Origin of the sequence: Zoogloea oryzae (genome assembly GCF_030161255.1) — a bacterium.
GTDB classification, from domain to species: Bacteria; Pseudomonadota; Gammaproteobacteria; order Burkholderiales; family Rhodocyclaceae; genus Zoogloea; species Zoogloea oryzae.
Window position 1 is genome coordinate 14,630 of the sequence record NZ_BSPX01000053.1, and the last position, 19,441, is coordinate 34,070.

The following is a 19,441-nucleotide window of genomic DNA, read 5'->3' on the forward strand; positions in this document are numbered from 1 at the left end:
GTACAGAAGGAACAAGAAATGAAAATCAACATGCCTGTCACCCAGCATGAGGTGGAGCTGTCCGAGAACTCGCTGATCGTGTCGAAGACCGATCTGAAGGGGCAGATCACCTACATCAACCGGGATTTCATCGAGATCAGCGGTTTCTCCGAGAGCGAGCTGCTCGGCCGGCCGCACAACATCGTCCGACACCCGGACATGCCGGTGGAAGCCTTCGCGGACATGTGGATTGCCCTCAAGGAACACCGGCCGTGGGTGGGCCTGGTGAAGAATCGCTGCAAGAACGGCGACCATTACTGGGTCGAGGCCCATGCTGCGCCGATCGTCGAGAACGGCCAGACCATCGGGTACATGTCGGTGCGCCGCAAGGCCTCCCGCGACAAGATCCAGGCGGCCGAGGCGGCCTATGCCCTGTTCCGCGAGGGCAAGGCGGGCGGGATGAAGATCCGCGATGGCCGCGTCGTTCGTGACGGGGTGTTCGGGCCGGTGAAGCATCTCCTGTCGGGCATGAAGGTGCGCAGCGCGATCATGATGTCCATGGCGCTGATGACGATCATCGTCGTGGCCCAGGGTTACATCGGGATGGCCAAGCTGTCGGAAGCCGATGAGGCCATCAGCCAGACTTACGAGCGGCGTCTGAAGCCTGCCATCGATATTGCGCGGGTCGAGAACGCCATTGCCGAATCCCGCTCGCAGATCCTGCTGGGCCTTGTCCATGCGCCGGACAATCCGGCCAGCAAGACGCTGACCCACACCCTCGACGGACACCTGGCCGCGCTCGACAAGTCGATGGCCGAGGCGGCCGCGCTGTGGAACGTCTATGGCGACGAGAACTACGCCCGCACGGCGGAGCTCAAGGGCCTGCTCGCCAAATTCGGCGAAGCCCGTCAGGGGCTGATCGCCAAGGGGCTGACCCCCGCCCGTGAGGCGCTTGCTGCCGGGCGGTTCGACGACGCCAACCGCATCGTCGCCACAGAGCTGGCGGCCCACTTCGACGCGGCCCGTGTCGCGGCCCGGGGCGTTCAGGAATACATGCTCACCCGCGCCGACCAGCAGCGTCATGAGGCCGTCGCCCAGTATCAAAAGACGCTCTACCTGACGATTGCCGGCGTGGTGCTGTCGGTGCTGTTTGCGCTGGTGCTGGTGTGGTGGCTGGTCCGCCGGATCGTCGGTCCGCTCAGGAGCGCGGTCGGTGTGTTCCAGCAGATCGCCCAGGGCAACTTCCAGTCGGCTGTCGATACTGGCCGCCGGGACGAAATCGGCCAGGTGCTCGATGGTCTTGAATCCATGCAGGTTCGTCTGGGCTACGACGTGGCCGAGGCCAAGATCGTCTCCGACGAGATGGCGCAGATCAAGGTGGGCCTGGACACCGTGGAGACCAATGTTCGAATCGCCGATGTTCATGGTCGGGTGCTGTACGCCAACCCGGCGCTGCTGAAGACCATCGCCGGGATCGAGGACCGGATCCGCGAGTACGCCCCGGGCTTCAGCACGAACAACTTCATCGGCAGCAGCATCGGCACGCTCTATCCCGATCCCGACGCCGCACTGCGCCGGCTTGCCACACTGACCGAGACGGCCCGCACCCAGATGGTGATCGGCGGCCGGACCTTCGACGTGGTGACCAGCCCGGTCTTCAGTGCAAGCGGCGAACGTCTCGGCTCGGTTGGCGAATGGCGTGACCGTACCGACGAACTGGCTGCCGAGCGTGAAGTGCAGGCCATCGTCTCGGCTGCCGCCGACGGCGATTTCTCGGCGCGGCTGGAAAGCACCGGCAAGACCGGCTTCTTCCTCGATCTCTCCAATGGCCTCAACCGCCTGATGGAAGGCGTGGCCGCGAGCCTGGGTGATCTGGGCCGCGTGATGAACGCCATCGCCCGGGGCGATCTGACCGAAAAGATCGACGCCAACTACAGCGGCACCTTCGGCCAGCTCAAGGACGACACCAACACCACCGTCGAGCGTCTGCGCGAAGTGGTCGGCCAGATCAAGGAGGCCGCCGAATCCATCAACACCGCGGCCCAGGAGATCGCGGCCGGCAACTCCGACCTGTCGGCCCGTACCGAAGAGCAGGCTAGCAGCCTCGAAGAGACCGCCAGCTCGATGGAACAGCTCAACGCCACCGTCAAACAGAACGCCGACAACGCCCGCCAGGCCCGCGAGCTGGCCAGTTCCAGCAACGAGGTGGCCGAGCAGGGCGGCGAGATGGTCAATCGCGTCGTCGGCACCATGGGTTCGATCCAGGAAAGCTCCAAGAAGATCGCCGACATCATCGGCGTGATCGATTCGATCGCCTTCCAGACCAACATCCTGGCCCTCAACGCGGCGGTCGAAGCCGCCCGCGCCGGCGAGCAGGGCCGTGGGTTTGCGGTGGTGGCGAGCGAGGTGCGCAGCCTCGCCCAGCGCAGCGCCCAGGCCGCCCGCGAGATCAAGGCGCTGATCGCCGACAGCGTGGACAAGGTGGAAGACGGCGCCAAGCTGGTGAATGAAGCCGGGCAGACCATGGAGGAAGTGGTGACGAACTTCCAGCGCCTGTCGGTGCTGGTGACGGATATCTCCGAGGCCAGCCAGGAGCAGAGCGGCGGTATCGAGCAGGTGACCCAGGCGGTCGGCCAGATGGACGAGGTGACCCAGCAAAACGCCGCGCTGGTGGAAGAGGCCGCCGCAGCAGCGGAGAGCCTGGAGGACCAGGCCCGCACGCTGGTCCGCGCCGTCTCGATGTTCCGTTTGAGCGCGGGGGGCGCGCCTTCCGCCGTCGTGCCGGACAACGTCGCCCGCCTGCCCGAGCGCCCCGCACGGCCGGCGCCGAAGGCAGTGGTTGCGCCGGTGTCGAAGGTGCGCAAAGCGAATGTCGCCGTTGGCGGTGACATGGATGACGAGTGGGAAGAATTCTGAAGAGCCCGGCAATGACTGAAAAACTCACAGCACACCGGCCCTTGTCGGCAAGCACAGCGCCCCGGCCGGCAGCCCGCCCGGCTTCCACGGGCATGGCCCAACCGGAGCGGGAGTTCGCTTTCTCCCCCGCAGACTTCGAACGGGTCCGTGCGCTGATCTACAAGCACGCGGGCATCTCCCTGTCGCCGGTCAAGCAGGACATGGTCTATAGCCGGCTGGCCCGGCGCCTGCGGGCTCGGGGCGACCGGACCTTCGCCGAATACCTCGACCGGGCCGAGCGGGAGCCGGACGAATGGGAAACCTTCGTCAATAGCCTCACCACCAACCTGACCTCGTTCTTCCGCGAGGCCCATCACTTCGACATCCTCGCCGAGCGCCTGAAGAAGCACGCCGGCCGCGGCCCGGTGCGGATCTGGTGTAGCGCGGCGTCTACCGGCGAGGAACCCTACAGCCTGGCAATCACGGCCTGCGAAGCCTTCAACACGATGACGCCGCCGGTGCAGATTGTCGCCACCGACATCGACACCAACGTGCTCGCCACCGCCGGGAAGGGCGTGTATGGCCTCGACCGGGTCGATCGCCTGTCGCGGGAGCGGATGCAGCGCTTCTTCCTCAAGGGCACCGGCGCCCAGGCCGGGCTGGCGCGGGTGCGGCCCGAGCTGCAGCGGCTGATCGAATTCAAGCGCATCAACCTGCTCGATACCCACTGGGCGCTGCAGGGGCCTTTCGATTACATGTTCTGCCGGAACGTGATGATCTATTTCGACAAGCCGACCCAGCACACCATCCTCAAGCGCTTCGTGCCCTTGCTCAAGTCGGACGGCCTGCTGTTTGCCGGCCACTCCGAAAGCTTCCTGCACGCCGCCGATCTATTCCGGTCGCTCGGCCGGACGGTCTACGAAAGGACGGATGCCCGTGACCGATGATCCCGGCTATGTGGAACATCTGGCGACCAATCGCTATTTCGACCGAACCTTTGATTGCGACGCGGTAAAGGTGCTGCCGGGCGAATATTTCGTCACCACGTCCGACATCCTGCTGGTCACCGTGCTGGGGTCCTGCGTTACCGCGTGCATCCGCGATCGGGAGAAGGGGCTGGGGGGCATGAACCATTTCATGCTGCCGGAAACGAATGAGGGTTCGGGAATGCTCAGCACCTCGGCCCGCTACGGCGCTTATGCAATGGAGGTCTTGCTGAACCATCTGCTCAAATTGGGGGCGCGCCGGAGCAGTCTCGAAGCCAAGGTATTTGGCGGCGGAAAGGTATTGGCAAGCCTGACCCAGGCGCAGGTGGGAGAGAAGAATGCGCAATTCGTTCTCGATTATCTCGACACCGAGCGGATCCCCATCGTGGCGCAGGATCTGCTCGATATCTACCCCCGCAAGGTGTACTTCTTTCCGGCTAGCGGGCGGGTCATGATGAAAAAACTGGTTCGCGTGAAAAACGACACGCTCGTTGCTCGCGAGCGCGAATATGAAGCCCGACTTCGACGCGACAATGTGCAAGGCGACGTCGAGCTATTTGGTTGACCGGGTTTTTGCACCGGTTTCGATACTGGAAACAGAGCATGGCAATCAAGGTTCTAATCGTCGACGACTCCGCGCTGATGCGGAGCATGCTGTCAGAGGTCATCAATTCCGCGTCCGATCTCGAAGTGGTTGGCGTTGCGCCCGACCCCATCGTCGCGCGGGAAATGATCAAGACGCACAATCCGGACGTGCTGACGCTGGATATCGAAATGCCCAAAATGGACGGGCTCGATTTCCTCGCGCGTCTGATGCGGCTCCGGCCGATGCCCGTCGTGATGATTTCTAGCCTGACGCAGCGGGGTTCCGAAGCCACGCTGCAGGCGCTCGAATTGGGCGCGGTGGATTTCCTGCCCAAGCCGAAACTGGACTCGACGGCCGGAATAGAGAACTATCGTGTAGAAATTTGTGAAAAGGTCCGGGCCGCGTATGGCGCAAGGCCCCGTGTGCCGTTAAGAGCTGTGACAGCACCGAAACCCTTGCTGCGAGAGCCTTCCGAGGGTGTTGGCGGGGGGGGCGGAAACCTTCCTGAACGGGTATTGCAGGAGAAACTGGTGCTGATCGGGGCCTCGACGGGTGGCACCGAGGCCATCAAGGAAGTGCTATGTTCTCTGCCCGGGCAAATGCCGGGAATCCTGATCGTTCAGCACATGCCGGAGATGTTCACCGCGTCCTTCGCGAAACGCCTCGATGGCTTGTGCCAGATGCGGGTCAAGGAGGCCGAGCATGGCGAGAAGGTGCTGCCGGGCACCGCCTATCTGGCGCCGGGGCACTCGCACCTGTCGCTGCGGCGCGTGGTGGGCGGCTATGTCTGCGAACTCGCCCAGTCGGAGCCGGTCAACCGGCACCGGCCGGCGGTGGATGTGCTGTTCCATTCGGCTGCCAAACAGGTCGGGGCCAATGCGCTGGGGGTGATCCTCACCGGGATGGGCAAGGATGGCGCCCAGGGGCTGCTGGCCATGAAGCAGGCCGGCGCATGGACGATCGGACAGGATCAGGAATCCTGCGTGGTTTACGGCATGCCGCGTGAAGCGGCAGCCATCGGCGCCCTCGATGATGTGGCGCCGCTGAAGGAAATCGGGCAACGTGTGATCTCCCGTCTGCGCGGGATCGAACGCCGGGGTCTGAGGGCATGAATTGAGCGATGGCCGGCGCGAGCCGGTGATGTGGTAAGTAGAACGTACAATTAGAGGCTAGAAATGGATACCAGCGTCAGCACCCAGCAGAGTCAGGCCAGGATTCAGCTCTCCGGGCGGTTTGATTTCAACTCCCACCGGGAATTCCGCGATGCGGTGGACAAGGCCCTGGGCAGCCCCGGCACCACCGAGGTCGCCGTCGATCTCGGCAACGTCGCCTACCTCGACAGTTCTGCGCTGGGCATGCTGCTGATGCTCCGCGACAAGGCCAAGACCTCCGGCAAGACTGTCTGCCTGGCCAATGCCCGTGGCAGCGTGCGGCAGGTTCTGGACATCGCCAACTTCGGCAAGCTCTTCCCGATCGTGTAGCGGTGGCCGAGCAAGACCCCGAATCCCTCTTCATTCTTGTTGTAGATGACAATCCCGACGATCTTTTCCTGATCCGTCGGGATCTGGTGGCCCTTGGTCACCGTGTCGCTGGTGTCAGCACGGCCAAAGAGGCGCTTGCGCACATCGCCCGGGCTTACCCCGACGTTCTGATGACCGATGTCGGCCTGCCCGGCATGGACGGCATTGAATTGCTCCAGACGGTCCGGATGCGGACCGACGGCAGCTGGATTCCCAGCCTGGTGTTCACCGGCAGCCTGGATGAGGCGACGCAGATGCGTGCCCTCGAAGCGGGCGCCGACGCCTACCTCTGCAAGCCCGCCTCCCGCGAAATGCTGCGCGCCAAGCTCGGGGTGATCCTCCGGCTCAAGGCCATGCAGCGGCAGGCCGAGGCGCGCAACCGCGAGCTCGCCCGCTACCGCAGCCTCCAGGAAGAAGAGCAGCGGCTGGCGCGCTTCGTGATGGAGCGCCTGATCAACCGCGAGGCCCTGGGCGATCCTGCGCTGTCCCACTTCATCGCCTCGGCGGCCGAATTCTCCGGCGACCTGATCGCCGCCGCCCGAACCCCCGCCAACGTACTCCACGTGCTCCTCGCCGACGGCGCCGGTCATGGCCTGGCCGCGTCGCTCAACGTGCTGCCGGTGACTGCACCCTTCTACCGGATGACCGAGCGGGGTTTCGGCATCGACGCCATCGCCCGCGAGATCAACAGCAAGGTGCGCGCGCTGCTGCCGGTTGATCGCTTCATTGCGGCCACCCTGGTCGCCGTCAATTTCCGTGAGCGCTACGTGACCGTCTGGAACGGCGGCAATCCGGGGCCGCTGCTGGTGCGTCCGGATGGCGGAGTGCGCATCCATTTCAACCGCCACCACTTTCCCCTCGGGGTGGTGGATGACGACGAGTTCGACGGCACCGTCGACACCCACGTCGTCAATCCCAGCGACCACCTGCTGCTGTTCTCCGACGGCCTCATCGAGCAGGAGGACGCCGAGGGCGCGGCCCTGGGCGTCGAAGGGCTCGGGGGCGCGCTCGAAGGGCTTGAAGCCGATGCCCGCCTGCCGCGTCTCATCGACATCGTCCATCAGCTCACCGGCGGCAACCCGCCCCGGGACGACATCTCCATCGCCCAGATCGCCCTGGCCGACTCCCCCAGCCGGGTGCCCAGCCAGCTGCCGGGCGAGGCGGTGGCGCCGTTCAACACCAGCGACTGGCGGCTGGTGCTGCGCCTGGGGGCGACCGACCTCAAGCGCCTCGACGCGGTGCCGCTGATCCTCGGCGCCATCGAGCAGTTCGAGGGCGTGCGGCCGTTCACCGGGCGCCTGTTCCTGGTGCTGTCCGAACTCTTCAACAACGCGCTGGATCATGGCCTGCTGCGCCTGCCTTCGTCCCTCAAGGTCGGGGCGGAGGGCATGGACGTGTTTCTCGAAGAGCGCTCCCGCCGGCTCTCGCGGCTGGCGGTGGGGGCGGTCGAGTTCGAACTGACCCTGCGTCAGAGCCTCGACCGGGCGCCGATGCTGCACATCGGCTGCGTCGATACCGGCCCCGGTTTCGACCACGAGCAGCAGGTGGCGGAAGCCATGCGCGAGCCGACCACCGAAGAAATGCTCAAGGGCCACGGCCGCGGCATTCCGCTGCTGCTGCGGGTCTGCGAGGACGTGCGCTACAGCGGTTCCGGCAACCGGGTGGACGTGGTCTTCCGCCTTGCCGAACGGGGCGCCGACGGGCTCAAGTAGCGCCGGCGGTGTCTCTCCTGTCGGTCTCCCTTAAGTTCCCCGGGGGCCTGTCGATAAGAACGTCGATATTGTGGGCCGCCCAACCGGGCTGCCCGTCGAGTTGCCGGTAGCGCGCTGCGCTGTCCGGTCTTCGTTCGAGACAGGGGAGTGGCCGGACATCATGCGAGTTCAACTTGTTTCAGGCGCCATCGGATCGTGCGCAGCCATTGGTGCCGCGGGAGCCGGGCTGGCCTTCGGGGCTCCGCTGACGGCCGGCTTCGTGGGCGTGAGCGTGGCCCTCGGGGTCTTCATCGGCGTGGCGACGATCATGGCCTGTCGGGTGCTGTTCGTGCAGCCCCTGGGCGAGATGCGTGACACCATCCGGGCGATGCAACGGGATGGCGACCTTTCCCGCCGCGCGCCGGTCTCCGGCGGCCACGTGGGCGAGGTGGAGCTGGTCTTCAACGAGCTGATCGAGAGCCTGCAGGGCATCGTCGGCAAGGTGATCTTCGACGCCCAGCGGGTGTATGAGGCGGCCGACCTGCTGTCGGGCTACGCCGGCCGGGTGGCGGAAGGCTCCTCCGGGCAGCGCGACGCGGCCGAGAGCATGGCCGTGGCGATCGAGCAGATGACCGCCGGCGTCAATGCGGTGGCCGACCACGCCAGCCAGACGGCGGCCAACGCCCAGGCGGCGCGGGAGCTGTCGGTGCAGGGCGGCGAGGTGGCGACCAGCGCCTCGCGGGAGATCGAGCGCATCGCTGCCTCGGTGGCCGATTCGGCCCGGGTGATCGCCTCGCTGGGCGAGCGCTCCGAGGCCATCAGCGGCATCGTCAAGGTGATCCACGAGATTGCGGACCAGACCAACCTGCTGGCGCTCAATGCGGCGATCGAAGCCGCCCGGGCCGGCGAGCAGGGGCGTGGCTTCGCGGTGGTGGCCGATGAAGTGCGCAAGCTTGCCGAACGCACCTCGTCGGCGACCCGGGAGATCGGCAGCATGATCTCGGCGATCCAGTCCGAGACCAAGAGTGCCATCGCCGCCATCGACGTGGGCAGCGTGCAGGCCCACGCCGGGGCCGACCTGGCGCGTCGGGCAGCAAGCTCGCTGGACCAGATCAACCAGGGCGCGCTGCAGACGATGGAGAAGATCGACGCGATCGCCGTCGCCATCACCACCCACAGCCACGAGGCCGAGCAGATCGCCGGCCACGTGCGGCAGATCATGGAGATGGCCGGCCACAACTCGGAAGGCGCGCGGGAAACCCTCGCCGAGGCCACCAGCCTGCGTGATCTGGCGGTGAACCTGAAGGAGATCCGCCGCGTCTTCAAGCTCGGGCCGGCGGGCGAACAGGCGATGGTGGTACACAAGAAGATGCCCGACATTGTCCGCGAAGCCTCCCGCCAGATCAGCGAGATGCTCGAGCGGGCGGTCGCCAGCGGGCAGATCAGCGAGGCCGACCTGTTCGACGAAGCCTACAAGCCGATCCCCAGCACCCGTCCGCAGAAATACAGCACCCGCTTCGATGCGCTCACCGACCGGCTCTTCCCCAGCCTCCAGGAGCGCCTGCTGGACGGCAACGGCGAGATGGTCTATGCCATCGGCACCGACCGCAACGGCTATGTGCCGACCCACAACAAGCGCTTCTGCCAGCCGCTCACCGGTGACTACAACAAGGACATCGTGGGCAGCCGGACCAAGCGGATCTTCGACGATCCGGTGGGCAAGCAGTGCGGCAAGAACGAGATGCCCTTCCTGATCCAGACCTACCGCCGTGATACCGGCGAGATCATGCACGACATCTCTGCGCCGATTTACGTGAACGGCCGCCACTGGGGCGGTTTCCGGATCGGTTACAGGGCCTGACGCGCGGTGCGGCATGACGCGTCCTGCGGGGGCGCGCGGGTGCTGCGGCCGCTCTCGAAGAGGCGCTTCCCAGCCTCAAGATTATTCTTACCCCGCCGATATTTATTTCAAGTCGAAGCTTGCCCCATCAGGGTGGCAGGCGGTCCACGACGGAGATCGAGTGATGTCGGAACTTCTCAAGAACATTGACGCGCGTACCCGGCTGGCGGGCACCAACAAGCTGGAAATCCTGCTGTTCACCCTTGGCCTGGATTCACGCACCGGCCGGCGCGAGACGTTCGGCATCAACGTCTTCAAGGTGCGCGAGGTGATGCGCACGCCGCCGATCACCGCCGCGCCCGAAATGCCGTCGTCGGTCGAAGGCATGGTCAGCCTGCGGGGCGTGCTGGTGCCGGTGGTCGACCTGGCCAAGTATGCCGGGATGGGCATCGATACCCCCCGCGACATCATGATCGTCACCGAATACAACGGGCACACCCAGGGCTTCCTGGTCGAGGCGGTGGATACCATCCTGCGCCTCGACTGGTCGCAGATGCGTGTGCCGCCCGACATGCTCACCGCCAACCTGGGCGGGCTCGTCACCGCGGTGACCGAACTGCCCGGCCCCAAGCTGGTGATGCTGCTGGATGTGGAGAAGGTGCTCTCCGAGACCACCCGCTACGACGACGAGTTCCTGTTCAAGGGCATCGAACCGATTGTGGCGGACGAGCCGGTCACGGTCTATTTTGCAGATGACTCGTCGGTGGCCCGCAAGCAGATCGAGCGGACTCTCGACGCCCTTGGCGTGCGCTACGTGGGTTCGGTCAATGGCCGTCAGGCCTGGGATGAGCTCGAGAAGCTCGCCTCGTATGCCAGCAGCAGCGGGCGCAAGGTCAAGGACATGCTGGCCCTGATCCTCACCGATGTGGAGATGCCCGAGATGGATGGCTACATCCTCACCAAGCGGATCAAGACCGATCCACGCTTCGAGGGGGTGCCGGTCATCATGCATTCGTCCCTGTCGGGCATGTCCAACCAGCAGCTCGGCCGTTCGGTCGGGGTGGATGAATACGTGGCCAAATTCGAGCCGCAGCGGCTGGCGGAGGTTCTGCGCCGCCTGATCACGCAGCACAGTGCGGCCAAGGCCGCGTGAGCGAAAGAGGAGCGAGATGAACATGGATCGTGTCGATCGCGGGTTGCTGGAGTCGGTGGACGCCAGGACCAAGCTGGCGGGTTCGAACCGCATGGAAATCCTGCTGTTCTCGCTGGGAACCCAGGAGATTTTCGGGATCAACGTGTTCAAGGTCCGCGAGGTGTCCCGGGCGCCCTTCATCACCAAGGCCCCCAATATGCCCGCCGGCGTGGAAGGGCTGATCTCGCTGCGGGGCAACGTGATCCCCGTGCTGGCCCTCGCCAAGGTGATGGACATTGCCGTGCCGGGCGAGCCCCTGGGCGGCTCGATGATGGTCACCGAGTACAGCAAGCGCACCCTGGGCTTCCTGGTGCACGAGGTGGATCGCATCATCCGCGTCGAATGGGACAAGGTCCGCGCGCCGGACAACGTCACCTCCAGCGGCCACCACTTCATCACCGCCATCACCGAGCTGCAGGACGGCAAGCTGGTGTCCATCCTCGATGTGGAAACCATCCTGGCGAGCACCTTCGGCGAGGCCGTGGTCGGCCAGATCCATCCCCTCGAAGGTGGCCACGACGTGAACATCTTCTTCGTGGATGACTCCGCGGTGGCCCGCAAGAAGATCGCCGAAACCCTCGACAAGCTGGGGGTTCGTCACAAGCACGCCCTCAACGGGCTGGAAGCCTGGACCCGTCTCGAAGGCATGGCGAGCCACGCCCAGCAGCGCGGCATCGATCTGCGCGAGGAGGTCAATCTGATCCTGGTGGACGCCGAGATGCCCGAGATGGATGGCTACGTGCTCACCCGCAACATCAAATCGGATGCCCGCTTCGAAGGCATTCCGGTTGTCATGCACTCGTCCCTGTCGTCCGAAGCCAATCGGGCGATGGGCAAGAGTGTCGGTGTCGATTCCTACGTCGCCAAGTTCGACGCCGACGTCCTGGCCGAAACCCTGCGCCCCCTGCTGATGCGTTCCTGCCGGGACTGAACGGAGATCAACAACATGTCGGACCCCAAGATGAAATTTCTCGTAGTCGATGACTTTTCCACCATGCGGCGCATCGTCCGCAACCTGCTCAAGGAGCTCGGTTTCACCAACGTGGACGAGGCCGAGGACGGGCAGATCGCGCTGCAGAAGCTCAACTCGCTGCCCTTCGATTTCGTGGTGACGGACTGGAACATGCCCAACATGGACGGCCTCACCTTGCTGCAGAACATCCGGGCCACGCCGGCCCTGAAGCACCTGCCGGTGCTGATGATCACTGCCGAAGCGAAGAAGGAAAACATCATCGCGGCGGCCCAGGCCGGTGCCAGCGGGTACATCGTCAAGCCCTTCACGGCGGCAACCCTTTCCGAAAAGCTCGAGAAGATCTTCGAGAAGATGGGCAAGAAGGCAGCCTGACGGCCCTCGACAGCACGGAGTTCCATCATGGCAAAACGTCTCAAATTTGACGAATCCGGTGACAGCGACGATCTGCAGGCGCTGTTCGACAGCATCTCCGGAACACCCTCCGCCGCGAGCGCCCAGCCGCGCCTCGAAGTGGTCGCCAGTTCTGCCGCCAGCCCCAGCGTCGCGGGGGGTGACGACGACGACCTGCAGGCGCTGTTCGATACCGTGGCGGAGGAATACACCGCCGAACACGACCACGACGCGCCTGCTGCCGGTGAGGCCCGTCCCCACAGCTGCGACAACGTATTCAACCGGATCGGCGTGATGACCCGTCAGCTCCACGATACCTTGCGCGAACTGGGCTACGACCGCAGTCTGCAGGAAGCCGCCCACGCCATTCCCGATGCCCGCCAGCGTCTGGCCTACATCGCCGAGATGACCGAGCAGGCTGCGAGCAAGGTGCTCAACGCCACCGACATCGCCAAGCCGATCCAGGACAAGGTGCACGCCGACGCCGAAACCCTGCGCGCCCGCTGGGACCGCCTCTACGCCCGACAGATGAGCGCCGACGAGTTCCGTGCCCTGGCTGGAGAAACCCGCGATTTCCTCGGCAGCGTGGTCAGCGGCACCCGCGAAACCAACGCCCAGCTGATGGAAATCATGATGGCCCAGGATTTCCAGGATCTCACCGGCCAGGTCATCAAGAAGGTCGTGGACCTCGCCCAGGGGCTGGAGCAGCAGCTGCTGCAGGTGCTCATCGAGGCAATGCCCGCCGAACGCAAGGCCGAGGCACCGGAAGGTCTGATGAATGGTCCGGTGATCAGCGCAGTCGGTCGGGACGACGTGGTATCGAACCAGGAGCAGGTGGACGACCTGCTCGAAAGTCTCGGTTTCTGAGCCGGCGAGCGCGGGCCAGACCGCAAGGAGCAATGCAATGAGCGATTTTTCCGGGATGGAAGACCTTCTGCAGGATTTCCTCGTCGAAGCGGGGGATCTGCTGTCCGGTGTGGATAACAAGCTGGTGGATCTCGAACGGGCGCCTGACGACAAGGGGCTCCTGAACGACATCTTCCGCGGCTTCCACACCATCAAGGGCGGTGCTGGCTTTCTCAACGCGGCCGAGCTGGTCACCCTGTGCCACCTCACCGAGAACCTCTTCGACCTCCTGCGCAACGGCGAACTCGTCGTGACGCCCGAGATCATGGACGTGATCCTGTCGTCCACCGGCTCGGTGCGCGACATGTTCGGCTATCTCGAGCAGGGCGTGCAGCCACCGGCTGCCGATCCGCACCTGATCGAGGATCTGCGCCGCGCCATCGCCGGCGAGCTGAGCCAGCCGTCATCGTCTGCTCCGGCGCCCGCCCCCGCGGCTGCGCCCGTCGCCGTCGCGCCGGCACCTGCGCCTGCTCCGGTGCTGTCCGGGGATGGCCTCGACTGGAACGAACTGCTCGAAGCCGTCACCGGCGCCCCGGCGAGCGCGCCGGCTGCGGCGCCCGTGCTGCAGGCCGTGCCTGCACCGGCACCCGCACCCGCGCCGGTGGTCATGCATCAGAGCGACGCCGAACTCGCCAGCAAGTCGCCAGAGGAAGTCATCAAGGCCGCCGTCGGCCGCCGTGCCTCCGACCGCCCCGGCGCCAGCGGCCCGGTGGGCCGCCGCGACACCGAGAAGACCCGCGACAACTCGATCCGCGTGGACACCTCGCGCCTCGACCAGGTGCTCAACCTGTCCGGCGAGATCGGCCTCACCAAGAACCGCCTCAACGCCCTGCGCAGCGACATACTCAACGGCCGCAGCGACACCGAGACCCTGCACGCCCTTGATCTGGCGGTGAGCCAGCTCGACCTGCTGGTGTCCGACCTGCAGAACGCGGTGATGAAGACCCGCATGCAGCCCATCGGCCGGCTGTTCCAGAAATACCCGCGCATCGCCCGCGATCTGGCCCGCAACCTGGGCAAGGACGTGGAGCTGGTGCTCTCCGGCGAAGACACCGAGATCGACAAGACGATGATCGAGGATCTGTCCGATCCGATCATCCACCTCATCCGCAACGCGGTGGACCACGGCGTCGAGGAAACCCAGGAGCGCCTCGCCAACGGCAAGCCCGAGAAATCCATCGTCCGCCTCGAAGCCCGCCAGGAAGGCGACCACATCGTGATCCTGGTGGCCGACGACGGCCGCGGGATGAACGCCGAGAAGCTGCGCGCCAAGGCGGTCGAGAAGGGCCTCATCACCGATGAGGAAGCCAACACCATGGACGAGCGCCAGAGCTACAACCTGGTGTTCCTCCCCGGCTTCTCGATGGCCAGCCAGGTGTCTGACGTGTCCGGCCGCGGCGTGGGCATGGACGTGGTGCGCACCAACATCCAGAAGCTCAACGGCTCCATCGACATCCGCTCGAGCATGGGCAAGGGCACCACCTTCATCATCAGCCTGCCGCTCACCCTGGCGATCCTCCCGGTGCTGCTGGTGCGTCTGGGCGATCAGCCCTTCGCCGTGCCCCTGTCGATGGTCCGCGAGATCCTCCCGATCGAGCCCGCCGAAGTGCAGGAAGTCGGCGGCCGCGCCACCATGGTCGTGCGGGGCGAAGTCCTGCCGATCATGCCGCTCTCGACCCTGCTGGGCTGGGAGCAGAACCAGACGCCCGAATACGGCGTGCTCATGCAGAGCGCCGAGCAGAGCTTCATCCTCGCCATCGACAGCTTTGCCGGCCGCGAAGACGCGGTGATCAAGTCCCTCGACGACTTCCGTCCGAAGGGTGTTGCCGGGGTCACCACCTTGTCCAACGGCCAGATCGTGCTGATCCTCGACATGAAAGAGCTTCTCGGCGCGATGGGCGACACCCGCGGCGTCTCCCGTCGAGTGCTCCTCGCCCACCTCGAACTGCCGGCCCTCGCGGCCTGATCGCGGAGTGAGAACTACGTAACGGAGACACGAAGCCCGCGCTGAGACATCCTCCACAGCGCAACACTCTGCAACAAGATGGCGTGAATTTCGCCGCTCGACCCAGGGCGGGGCTCGGTTAGGATCGTTCCTGACCGCCCCCGCCCGTTGCCGTTCCGGCACCGGAGCCTGGATGGGCCGGGAGAGCGCAGATGGGTGACTTCGACTTCGATTACTGGAAAGACCTCGCCGAGCAGGACCCGCCCGGGTTCTTTCGTGCCCGCGAGCAGCTCCTGCGTCAGTGCATCGCCCTCCATCCCCAGCAGGCCCAGGAACTCACCGAATTCCAGGCCCACATCGACGCCACCCGACTGCTGGCCGGCAGCCCGCTGCAGGCCAGCCGCGCGTTGTTCAGCTTGCTAGAAGACCAGCTGATGCTGCTCAGCGCCAGGCTCGGCGAACTGCACCGGGAAACCAGCGGTCTGCGCGACCTGCTCGCCAGCGGGCAGGCCGCCTGAACGGCCAACGGGGAGCGGGTAAGAGGAAGTAGGAAGTAGGAAGTGGGGAGTGGGGAGTGGGGAGTGGGGAGTGGGTGCAGCCAAACGACAGCGCACCACTTATCAGCACAGCCCCATTTCCCATTTCCCATTCCCCACGCTCCACTCCCTCGAATTACCCCTCCAATCCCCATCTGTTCGTCGCCTTGTCCGCCACCGGAAGCCGGTATCGTTGCACCATCTGAACGACCGTCGAGCGGGCCGTGGCTGAAGACAGCGACCTCGAAAAAACAGAATCAGCATCAGCGCGAAGACTGGAGCAGGCCCGCGAGGAAGGGCAGGTTCCCCATTCCCGCGAGCTGGCCACCTTCATCTCGCTGATGGTCGGTGTGGCCGCCCTGTATGTGCTGGGGCGCTGGGGCGGGCACCGGATGATGGAGCTCGTCCGCAGCGGGCTCAACTTCGAACGCCAGAAAGCCTTCGAGCCCGAGGGCATGCAGCAGGTGCTCGCCCAGCTCGCCACCGACGGACTCCTCACCATCGCGCCCCTGCTGCTGGCCTCGGTGGTCGCGGCGCTGGTCACGCCCTTCCTGATGGGCGGCTGGGTGTTCTCCACCAGCGCGCTCAAGTTCGACCTCACCCGCCTCGATCCCCTGCAGGGCCTGGGGCGGATGTTCTCCACCCACGGCCTGGCCGAGCTGGTGAAGGCCACCCTCAAGTCGGTGCTGGTGGCCAGCGTGGGGGTGTGGGTGGTGTGGCGGGAGCGTGACCACCTGTTCTCCCTGATGCTCCAGCCGCTCGCCACCAGCATGGACGACTTTGCCAGCCTGGTGCTGCTGTCTGCCCTGCTGATCGTCGGCAGCCTGGCGGTGATCGCCGCCATCGACGTGCCCTTCCAGCTGTGGGAATACCACCGCCGCCTGCGCATGACCAAGGACGAGCTGCGCCAGGAAATGAAGGAGCAGGAAGGCGACCCGCAGATCAAGGCGCGCATCCGCGCCGCCCAGCGCGAGATGTCCCGCCGTCGCATGATGAGCAACGTGCCCACCGCCGACGTGGTGGTCACCAACCCGACCCACTACGCCGTGGCCCTCAAGTACGACCCCGATCGGGCCGGCGCACCCATCGTCGTGGCCAAGGGCGCCGATGTCGTCGCCGGCAAGATCCGCGAACTGGCCCGCGAGCACAACGTTCCCATTCTCGAAGCCCCGCCGCTCGCCCGCGCGCTGTTCGCCCACTGCGAGCTCGAACAGCAGATCCCCGCCGCCCTCTACACGGTGGTCGCCGAGGTGATGGCCTGGGTTTTTCAGCTCAACCACTGGATCGCCGAAGGCGGCCTCCCGCCCGACGTGCCCGGCGCCCTCGCGGTGCCCGAGGGCATGGACCCGGGGCCGGGCGAGCCGGCACCCTGAGAGGCGTGGGGCAGGGCGGCGCCCCGGCCGATGCCGTCGAGGCGGCGCGAAAGCCGCGCGGGGCGTCGTCTGCCCCGTCGATTCACCCCCGAATTACCCCCGCTTTCCCCCTCACTTCCGCCCTTTCCCCGGAGGTCGCTTGAGCGACCATCCGGAGCATGAACAGTAGTCTGAACCTGCGCACCCTTTTCGCCCCGAGCAACATCCGCACGCTCGCCGGGCCGCTGCTCATCATCCTCGTTCTGTCGATGATGGTGCTGCCGCTACCGGCCTTCGTGCTCGACCTGATGTTCACCTTCAACATCGCGGTGTCGGTGATGGTGATGCTGGTGGCGATGTACACCAAGAAGCCGCTGGATTTCTCGGTGTTCCCCACGGTGCTGCTGGTCACGACGCTGCTGCGCCTGTCGCTCAACGTGGCCTCGACGCGGATCGTGCTGCTCGAAGGCCACACCGGCCCCGACGCGGCGGGCAAGGTGATCGAGGCCTTCGGCCACTTCCTTGTCGGCGGCAACACCGCTGTGGGCCTGGTGGTGTTCATCATCCTCACGGTGATCAACTTCGTGGTGATCACCAAGGGCGCCGGGCGGATTGCCGAAGTGGGCGCGCGCTTCACCCTCGACGCCATGCCCGGCAAGCAGATGGCCATCGACGCCGACCTCAACGCCGGCCTCATCGACGAGAAGGAAGCCAAGAAGCGCCGGGCCGAGACCTCCCAGGAGGCGGATTTCTACGGCGCGATGGACGGTGCGTCCAAGTTCGTCCGCGGTGACGCGGTGGCGGGCATCCTGATTCTCGGCATCAACGTGATCGGTGGGCTGATCGTCGGCGTGCTCCAGCACAACATGGAGCTGGGTCAGGCGGCCACCAACTACACCCTGCTGACCATCGGCGACGGCCTGGTGGCCCAGCTGCCGGCGCTGATCATCTCGGTGGCGGCCGGTCTGGTGGTGTCGCGGGTGGGCGACGACGGGGACATGGGGTCGCAGGTGATCGGCCAGGTGTTCTCCAACCCGCAGGTGCTGGTGCTCACCGCGGCGATCCTGGGCATCCTTGGTCTGATCCCGGGCATGCCCAACTTCGTGTTCCTGATGCTGGCCAGCGGGCTGGGCTACATGGCCTGGCGGGGCGGCATCAAGCAGGCCGCCATCGAAGAGGCAGAGGCCCCTGTCGCCGCGCCGGTGGTGCCGGCCGAGAGCCAGGAAGCCAGCTGGTCGGACGTCACCCCGGTGGATGTGCTGGGCCTCGAAGTGGGCTACCGGCTGATCCCGATGGTCGACAAGGGCCAGGACGGCGAGCTCCTCAAGCGCATCCGCGGCCTGCGCAAGAAGTTCGCGCGGGACATCGGCTTCCTTGCCGCGCCGGTGCATATCCGCGACAACCTGGAGCTCAAGCCCAACGCCTACCGCATCGTGCTGAAGGGCGTCGAGATCGGCACCGGCAGCGCGTTTCCCGGGCAGTTCATGGCGATCAACCCGGGGCGGGTGTCCGGCCCGCTCGCCGGCCGCGAAACCACCGACCCGGCCTTCGGCCTGCCCGCGGTGTGGATTGACGCCAGCCAGCGGGAGCAGGCCCACGCGCTGGGCTACACGGTGGTGGACGCCAGCACCGTGGTGGCGACCCACCTCAACCACCTGATCCTCAGCCACGCGCCGGAGCTCCTCGGCCGTGCCGAGACCCAGGCGCTCCTCGACCACATCGCCAAGGACAGCCCCAAGCTGGTGGAAGACCTGGTGCCCAAGCTGCTGCCGCTGGCCACCGTGCAGCGGGTGCTGCAGAACCTCCTCGACGAAGGCGTCAACATCCGCGACATGCGCTCCATCGTCGAGGTGCTGGCCGAGTTCGCGCCGCGGGTCCAGGATCCGCTGGAACTCACGTCCCGCGTGCGCCAGGCCCTGGGTCGGGCGATCGTCCAGAGCCTCTTCCCGGGCAGCGGCGAGGTGCAGGTGATGGCCCTCGATCCGGGCCTCGAGCGGGTGCTGATGCAGGCCATGGGCGGCGGCGGGCCGGAAGGCGGCGCCATCGAGCCGGGCCTCGCCGACACCCTGCTGCGCGAAACCGCCGCTGCCGCCCAGCGCATGGAAGACATCGGCCTGCCGCCGGTGCTGCTGGTGCCGGCGCCGCTGCGCTGGCTGCTGTCGCGCTTCCTGCGCCGCAGCGTGCCCACCCTCAAGGTGGTGGCCAACTCCGAAGTGCCCGAGACCCGCCTGATCCGCGTCTCGGCGATGATCTCTCCCACCGCCTGACCTCGCCTGCACGACGCCCGAAATGGGCGTCATTGGGGTTCGCTGGAGGAATAGCACCCTAAAACCTGTCTTTTCCCGGCCATCGAAAGACGGCTGGCTACGGATAATCAAACGTACCGAAGTGCCCACGCCGATCCCGTGAAAGCCTTCGTACCCCGGAGACAGGAGCATGAACGTCAAGCGCTACTTTGCAAAAACCGCCCGCGAGGCCCTTCGCATGCTGAAGGACGACCTCGGTCCGGATGCCGTGGTGCTTGCCAACCGTGCGGCCAATGGCGGCGTCGAGATCCTCGCCTTGCCGGCCGGCGATGTGGCGAGCCTGCAGCGCGCCCGCAGCCAGGCCCAGGCCGCCGCTGCCGCCCCTGCGCCCGCCCCGGTGGCGG

15 protein-coding genes and 1 pseudogene are annotated in these 19,441 nt (G+C 65.9%); all 16 read left to right on the forward strand.

Annotated features, from left to right (window positions below):
• The first annotated feature begins 18 nt into the window (after positions 1–18).
• Entirely contained in the window at positions 19–2,895 is a 2,877-nt protein-coding gene (locus tag QQK25_RS15785; RefSeq protein ID WP_284188795.1) for a methyl-accepting chemotaxis protein, read from the forward strand.
• Positions 2,896–2,987: 92 nt separating this feature from the next.
• Positions 2,988–3,821: a CheR family methyltransferase gene (locus QQK25_RS15790; RefSeq protein ID WP_284188796.1), complete on the forward strand. Its 834-nt coding sequence runs from the start codon at positions 2,988–2,990 to the stop codon at positions 3,819–3,821.
• Positions 3,805–4,425 (forward strand): chemoreceptor glutamine deamidase CheD, encoded by a 621-nt coding sequence (gene cheD / locus QQK25_RS15795; RefSeq protein ID WP_438696473.1) that lies wholly within the window; start codon positions 3,805–3,807, stop codon positions 4,423–4,425. The genes QQK25_RS15790 and cheD overlap by 17 nt, the downstream gene beginning before the upstream one ends.
• A 38-nt stretch (positions 4,426–4,463) precedes the next feature.
• Positions 4,464–5,558, forward strand: a complete 1,095-nt coding sequence (locus QQK25_RS15800) for a protein-glutamate methylesterase/protein-glutamine glutaminase (protein ID WP_284188798.1) — start codon at positions 4,464–4,466, stop codon at positions 5,556–5,558.
• A 63-nt stretch (positions 5,559–5,621) separates the two neighbouring features.
• Positions 5,622–5,927: an STAS domain-containing protein gene (locus QQK25_RS15805; protein ID WP_153159908.1), complete on the forward strand. Its 306-nt coding sequence runs from the start codon at positions 5,622–5,624 to the stop codon at positions 5,925–5,927.
• 2 nt (positions 5,928–5,929) lie between these two features.
• Positions 5,930–7,678: a fused response regulator/phosphatase gene (locus QQK25_RS15810; RefSeq protein ID WP_284188799.1), complete on the forward strand. Its 1,749-nt coding sequence runs from the start codon at positions 5,930–5,932 to the stop codon at positions 7,676–7,678.
• A gap of 160 nt (positions 7,679–7,838) precedes the next feature.
• On the forward strand, positions 7,839–9,518 hold the full coding sequence (locus QQK25_RS15815) for a methyl-accepting chemotaxis protein (RefSeq protein WP_284188800.1): 1,680 nt from the start codon (positions 7,839–7,841) through the stop codon (positions 9,516–9,518).
• 163 nt (positions 9,519–9,681) lie between these two features.
• Positions 9,682–10,650, forward strand: coding sequence for a chemotaxis protein (locus QQK25_RS15820; protein WP_153159910.1), 969 nt, complete (start codon positions 9,682–9,684; stop codon positions 10,648–10,650).
• A gap of 16 nt (positions 10,651–10,666) precedes the next feature.
• Positions 10,667–11,620 (forward strand): chemotaxis protein, encoded by a 954-nt coding sequence (locus QQK25_RS15825; RefSeq protein ID WP_284188801.1) that lies wholly within the window; start codon positions 10,667–10,669, stop codon positions 11,618–11,620.
• A gap of 15 nt (positions 11,621–11,635) precedes the next feature.
• Positions 11,636–12,034, forward strand: coding sequence for a chemotaxis response regulator CheY (gene cheY, locus QQK25_RS15830; RefSeq protein ID WP_079432693.1), 399 nt, complete (start codon positions 11,636–11,638; stop codon positions 12,032–12,034).
• Positions 12,035–12,061: 27 nt separating this feature from the next.
• Positions 12,062–12,919 (forward strand): protein phosphatase CheZ, encoded by an 858-nt coding sequence (gene cheZ, locus QQK25_RS15835; RefSeq protein ID WP_284188802.1) that lies wholly within the window; start codon positions 12,062–12,064, stop codon positions 12,917–12,919.
• Between the two features lie 37 nt (positions 12,920–12,956).
• Entirely contained in the window at positions 12,957–14,924 is a 1,968-nt protein-coding gene (locus tag QQK25_RS15840; protein WP_284188803.1) for a chemotaxis protein CheA, read from the forward strand.
• A 191-nt stretch (positions 14,925–15,115) separates the two neighbouring features.
• Positions 15,116–15,421, forward strand: coding sequence for a DUF3135 domain-containing protein (locus tag QQK25_RS15845; RefSeq protein WP_284188804.1), 306 nt, complete (start codon positions 15,116–15,118; stop codon positions 15,419–15,421).
• A 242-nt stretch (positions 15,422–15,663) separates the two neighbouring features.
• On the forward strand, positions 15,664–16,812 hold the full coding sequence (gene flhB, locus QQK25_RS15850) for a flagellar biosynthesis protein FlhB (protein WP_284188805.1): 1,149 nt from the start codon (positions 15,664–15,666) through the stop codon (positions 16,810–16,812).
• 158 nt (positions 16,813–16,970) lie between these two features.
• Positions 16,971–19,058, forward strand: a complete 2,088-nt coding sequence (gene flhA / locus QQK25_RS15855; RefSeq protein ID WP_153159916.1) for a flagellar biosynthesis protein FlhA — start codon at positions 16,971–16,973, stop codon at positions 19,056–19,058.
• A 169-nt stretch (positions 19,059–19,227) separates the two neighbouring features.
• Positions 19,228–19,441 (forward strand): annotated as a pseudogene (gene flhF, locus QQK25_RS15860) (flagellar biosynthesis protein FlhF); the annotation flags it as partial.

Coding starts and splice junctions, on each gene's coding strand:
- QQK25_RS15800 (WP_284188798.1), top strand. CDS start 4,464: ATGGCAATCAAGGTTCTAATCGTCGACGACTCCGCGCTGATGCGGAGC.
- QQK25_RS15825 (WP_284188801.1), top strand. CDS start 10,667: ATGAACATGGATCGTGTCGATCGCGGGTTGCTGGAGTCGGTGGACGCC.
- QQK25_RS15815 (WP_284188800.1), top strand. CDS start 7,839: ATGCGAGTTCAACTTGTTTCAGGCGCCATCGGATCGTGCGCAGCCATT.
- QQK25_RS15845 (WP_284188804.1), top strand. CDS start 15,116: ATGGGTGACTTCGACTTCGATTACTGGAAAGACCTCGCCGAGCAGGAC.
- QQK25_RS15785 (WP_284188795.1), top strand. CDS start 19: ATGAAAATCAACATGCCTGTCACCCAGCATGAGGTGGAGCTGTCCGAG.
- flhA (WP_153159916.1), top strand. CDS start 16,971: ATGAACAGTAGTCTGAACCTGCGCACCCTTTTCGCCCCGAGCAACATC.
- QQK25_RS15805 (WP_153159908.1), top strand. CDS start 5,622: ATGGATACCAGCGTCAGCACCCAGCAGAGTCAGGCCAGGATTCAGCTC.
- cheZ (WP_284188802.1), top strand. CDS start 12,062: ATGGCAAAACGTCTCAAATTTGACGAATCCGGTGACAGCGACGATCTG.
- QQK25_RS15820 (WP_153159910.1), top strand. CDS start 9,682: ATGTCGGAACTTCTCAAGAACATTGACGCGCGTACCCGGCTGGCGGGC.
- cheY (WP_079432693.1), top strand. CDS start 11,636: ATGTCGGACCCCAAGATGAAATTTCTCGTAGTCGATGACTTTTCCACC.
- QQK25_RS15840 (WP_284188803.1), top strand. CDS start 12,957: ATGAGCGATTTTTCCGGGATGGAAGACCTTCTGCAGGATTTCCTCGTC.
- cheD (WP_438696473.1), top strand. CDS start 3,805: ATGCCCGTGACCGATGATCCCGGCTATGTGGAACATCTGGCGACCAAT.
- QQK25_RS15790 (WP_284188796.1), top strand. CDS start 2,988: ATGGCCCAACCGGAGCGGGAGTTCGCTTTCTCCCCCGCAGACTTCGAA.